The following is a 3,162-nucleotide window of genomic DNA, read 5'->3' on the forward strand; positions in this document are numbered from 1 at the left end:
AGAAGCTCAACAAACCAAAGTTAATGTGACAGCACCGCTTTACCTTGAGATACATTTCGTAACCCGTTCTGTTTGTTGCTGAGTTTTTTTTGCTTGATCGTTGCCAATTTCACTGGCTGCTGACTTTGTTTCTTTCCAGATTGACGATGATTTGTGCTGGCGGCAATTCCTATATCATATGAAGCCATTAGCGCAGTCGTAGTTAAAAGAACCTTCAAAAAATATTTTGACATTGAATTTAAGATCCTTCTGGGGTAAAAACGAAAAAAATTAGGTATGTTTTTCTATAATAAAGTAAATAACATTTTTATTATGAATATTTACTTTATTTTATAGATGTTTATATTTAAGAAAAAATTACATTAGATTCACTCCAAGTTATTTTCAGGAAAACATTCCGGTTCGTTATCATAATAATATTCTCTGTTGTGAAAAAAGTATTTTGTATAGCTCTTTAATTCGATGCTTCTATGCGCATAATTAGAGCCCCCCCCCCCTGTCTGTTGGTGATGTGCGAAAGTGGGCGGTGGAAGGGAGCCCGTCCCCCCCGAGGGTCTGGAGCCCGTTTGGGAGCATGGGTCCCTTCCGCCTTTGCTCAACCCTGAACAGTTGCCTGGGACTTTCGATCCCGCATGACATGGACAGGAGCCCTCACCATGCCACAGCCCGTCATCGGCTGCGATCTTTCGCGCGCCTTCCTCGATCTCTGCGACCTTCCTTCCGGCAGGATGCAGCGCATTCCCAATACCCGTGACGCCATCGCCGAATGGGCCGAAACGCTCACGCCCGAAAAGTTTGTCGTTTTCGAAGCCACCAGCGGCTGCGACGACATCCTCATCGCCGCCCTGACCGAACGCGCGCATCCGTTCTCGCGCGTCAATCCGCGTCAGGCTCGCGAGTTCGCCCGCGCAACCGGCGTTCTGGCCAAGACCGACCGCGTCGATGCGCGCGTGCTGGCCCAGATGGGCGCGGCCCTGGATCTGCCTGTCACCCGTCCGGTCAGTCCGGCCCGTGCGACATTGGCCGATTTCTTACGTCGCCGCAGGCAGTTGGTCGACATGCGCAAGGCCGAGAAGTTGCGTCGTCACAGCGCAGGCCATGATGACATCGCCGAGCAGATCGATGCTATGATCGCTCTGCTCTCGACCCAGATCAGCATGCTCGATCAGCGTATCAAAGCCATAATCGCTGCAGATCGCGCGCTCGCGGAACAGGGCGCCCTGATGAGCGCCGTGCCCGGCATCGGCCCGACCGTAATGGCCGTCCTGCTCGGCGAACTACCGGAACTCGGCACATTGTGTCGCCGCAAGATCGCCTCTCTTGCCGGTCTGGCACCCCATGCACGCGAAAGCGGCTCATGGAAGGGAGCACGACGCATCTGGGGCGGACGACGAAAGGTCCGCGAAGCCCTCTATATCGCAGCCCTGTCCGCGTCCCGCCGCGTGCCTGCACTCATTGCCATGCGCGATAGGATGCGCGCCAAGGGCAAGCCACCCAAGACCATCCTTATCGCCATCGCACGCCAGCTCCTCGTCATCCTCAATGCCATGATCCAGAAAAGTCAGCCTTTGCAGATCACATGATCAACACAGTTGCCCCCTGATTTCTGAATCGATTGGGTGACATTGAAGACGACTTATGGTCGTTAGAGATGGACCCGTCCGTTCGGACAATTTTTGGGTTTGAATAAGCTATACCCGTTTGTTGTCCATGCCGCCTTTTTAACGGCGTTACTGTTGGCCATTGGGTCCGGGTTAATCCAGGGCACCAATAGTGTCAGCGCGTCATGATACGCCTCATTGGGCGTTCATCAAGCCAAAGCCGAAAACGGATGCTGCCCGTTGTAGTGCAAGATTGCTGACTAGAGCGGTTCCACTTTAATCTGGCTCATATCCAGAGGCTGTAAAGAAACTGGCGCATTGACTGGGAGTGAAAGCCGGAAGCAGCGCGCCGACGGTATCCCACAGAGCACCGACAGTCCGTTCGGCTCTGGCGCGCAGCAAGGCCTTGAGTTTTGAGAAGGCCATCTCGATGGGATTAAAGTCAGGGCTGTATGGCGGAAGGAACATCAGTTCCGCCCCTGCCTACTCAATGGCCTTCTATATCGCCGGCAGCTTATACCAACTCCCGTCGGCTCTGATTCATATGTGAAGACGTGAGAATACCGCCCTGGGTCGAAATATGATTCACCGGATGCCGAACCGGTCGGGAGGCATTCGAATGGGCAGGGCATTGGCGTTGCGTGAGGATTATGATGCGGCGGGTCTGCGTGCGCTGGCGCGGACGACGAAGCATGCGGGACAGGCACGACGCCTTCTGGCGCTGGCGGCGATCTACGATGGTGCCTCACGCGGGGACGTGGGCCGTCTGGCCGGGACGGATCGGCAGATCGTGCGGGACTGGGTGGTGCGGTCAATACCGAAGGCCCCGAGGGCGTGCGGGATCATCATGGCGGCGGGGCATCGTGCCCCGCCTGACACCGTCCATGCTGGAAGCCCTGATGCGCCGGATTGAGAACGGCCCGACGCGCATTTCTCACAGATAGAGTAATTTTGGATCATTTTCTGTTTTTCAGGATTTCCTTGGCGCCTGATCTGGTCTATCGACGGTTTTCTGTCTCTGGGGGCAGATTCTGAACGCAGTGAGGGTGTCACCGCGTGAGAAGGCAGTGTTGGTGGGAGCTATGTGGTCTATGCGCTGTCTGTTTCGTCAGACGGCCTGCCGGAGCCTTCGTAATCGTGCGTGAGCAAGAGCGAATTCGTGCTGGCAAGGGAACATATCGGGCATGGACAGGACAATCCGACGCACGCTGATCTTTACGACTGTCGCGATTTTGAGCAGTCGTGCGCGAATTGTGCCACAGGTTGCTTTCTCCAGAGAGGTCTGGCCGAGGGCCATGTGCTGCAGGGCAGTAAGCAGGACATAGGCGGCTGCGGAGAACCACAGCCGGAGCTGGTTGGCCCGGATGGTGTGGGACGATGTCCTGTCCGAGAACAGATCCAGTTGGCATTCCTTGATCCGGTTTTCCATATCCCCGCGTGCGCAGTAGATCTGTTCGTAAAGATGACGTGGCTCAGACGTTCCCTGCGGCAGAGTGGTGACAATGAAACGGTGATAGCGGTTGGAGACTGTGTAGAATTTTGTGCGGTGGCATTTTTTCAG

3 protein-coding genes and 3 pseudogenes are annotated in these 3,162 nt (G+C 55.0%); 2 read left to right on the forward strand and 4 right to left on the reverse strand.

What is annotated here, in order from left to right:
• Positions 1–20: 20 nt before the first annotated feature.
• Positions 21–233 carry a hypothetical protein gene (locus AD944_RS16565; RefSeq protein WP_145912803.1) on the reverse strand — a complete coding sequence of 71 codons (213 nt, stop codon included), beginning with the start codon at positions 231–233 and terminating at the stop codon, positions 21–23.
• A 423-nt stretch (positions 234–656) separates the two neighbouring features.
• Here AD944_RS16565 and AD944_RS00800 point away from each other — a divergent pair, with 423 nt between their 5' ends.
• The gene (locus AD944_RS00800; RefSeq protein WP_201785444.1) at positions 657–1,583 is read left to right on the forward strand and encodes an IS110 family RNA-guided transposase; all 927 of its coding nucleotides are present in this window, start codon (positions 657–659) and stop codon (positions 1,581–1,583) included.
• Positions 1,584–1,711: 128 nt separating this feature from the next.
• Here AD944_RS00800 and AD944_RS17670 read toward each other — a convergent pair.
• Together AD944_RS17670 and AD944_RS00805 are read right to left on the reverse strand one after the other, a co-directional pair.
• Positions 1,712–1,855: pseudogene (locus AD944_RS17670) on the reverse strand (IS3 family transposase); the annotation flags it as partial.
• 22 nt (positions 1,856–1,877) lie between these two features.
• Positions 1,878–2,084, reverse strand: a pseudogene (locus tag AD944_RS00805) (transposase); the annotation flags it as partial.
• Between the two features lie 136 nt (positions 2,085–2,220).
• On the opposite strand from AD944_RS00805, the pseudogene AD944_RS00810 reads away from it, so the two are divergent.
• Positions 2,221–2,539: pseudogene (locus tag AD944_RS00810) on the forward strand (helix-turn-helix domain-containing protein); the annotation flags it as partial.
• 170 nt (positions 2,540–2,709) lie between these two features.
• Here AD944_RS00810 and AD944_RS00815 read toward each other — a convergent pair.
• Positions 2,710–3,162: transposase (locus AD944_RS00815; protein WP_156477224.1), on the reverse strand; the 453-nt coding region annotated here is incomplete at its 5' end.

The organism is Acetobacter tropicalis, assembly GCF_001580915.1.
GTDB lineage: Bacteria > Pseudomonadota > Alphaproteobacteria > Acetobacterales > Acetobacteraceae > Acetobacter > Acetobacter tropicalis.

Coding starts and splice junctions, on each gene's coding strand:
- AD944_RS00800 (WP_201785444.1), top strand. CDS start 657: ATGCCACAGCCCGTCATCGGCTGCGATCTTTCGCGCGCCTTCCTCGAT.
- AD944_RS16565 (WP_145912803.1), bottom strand. CDS start 233: ATGTCAAAATATTTTTTGAAGGTTCTTTTAACTACGACTGCGCTAATG.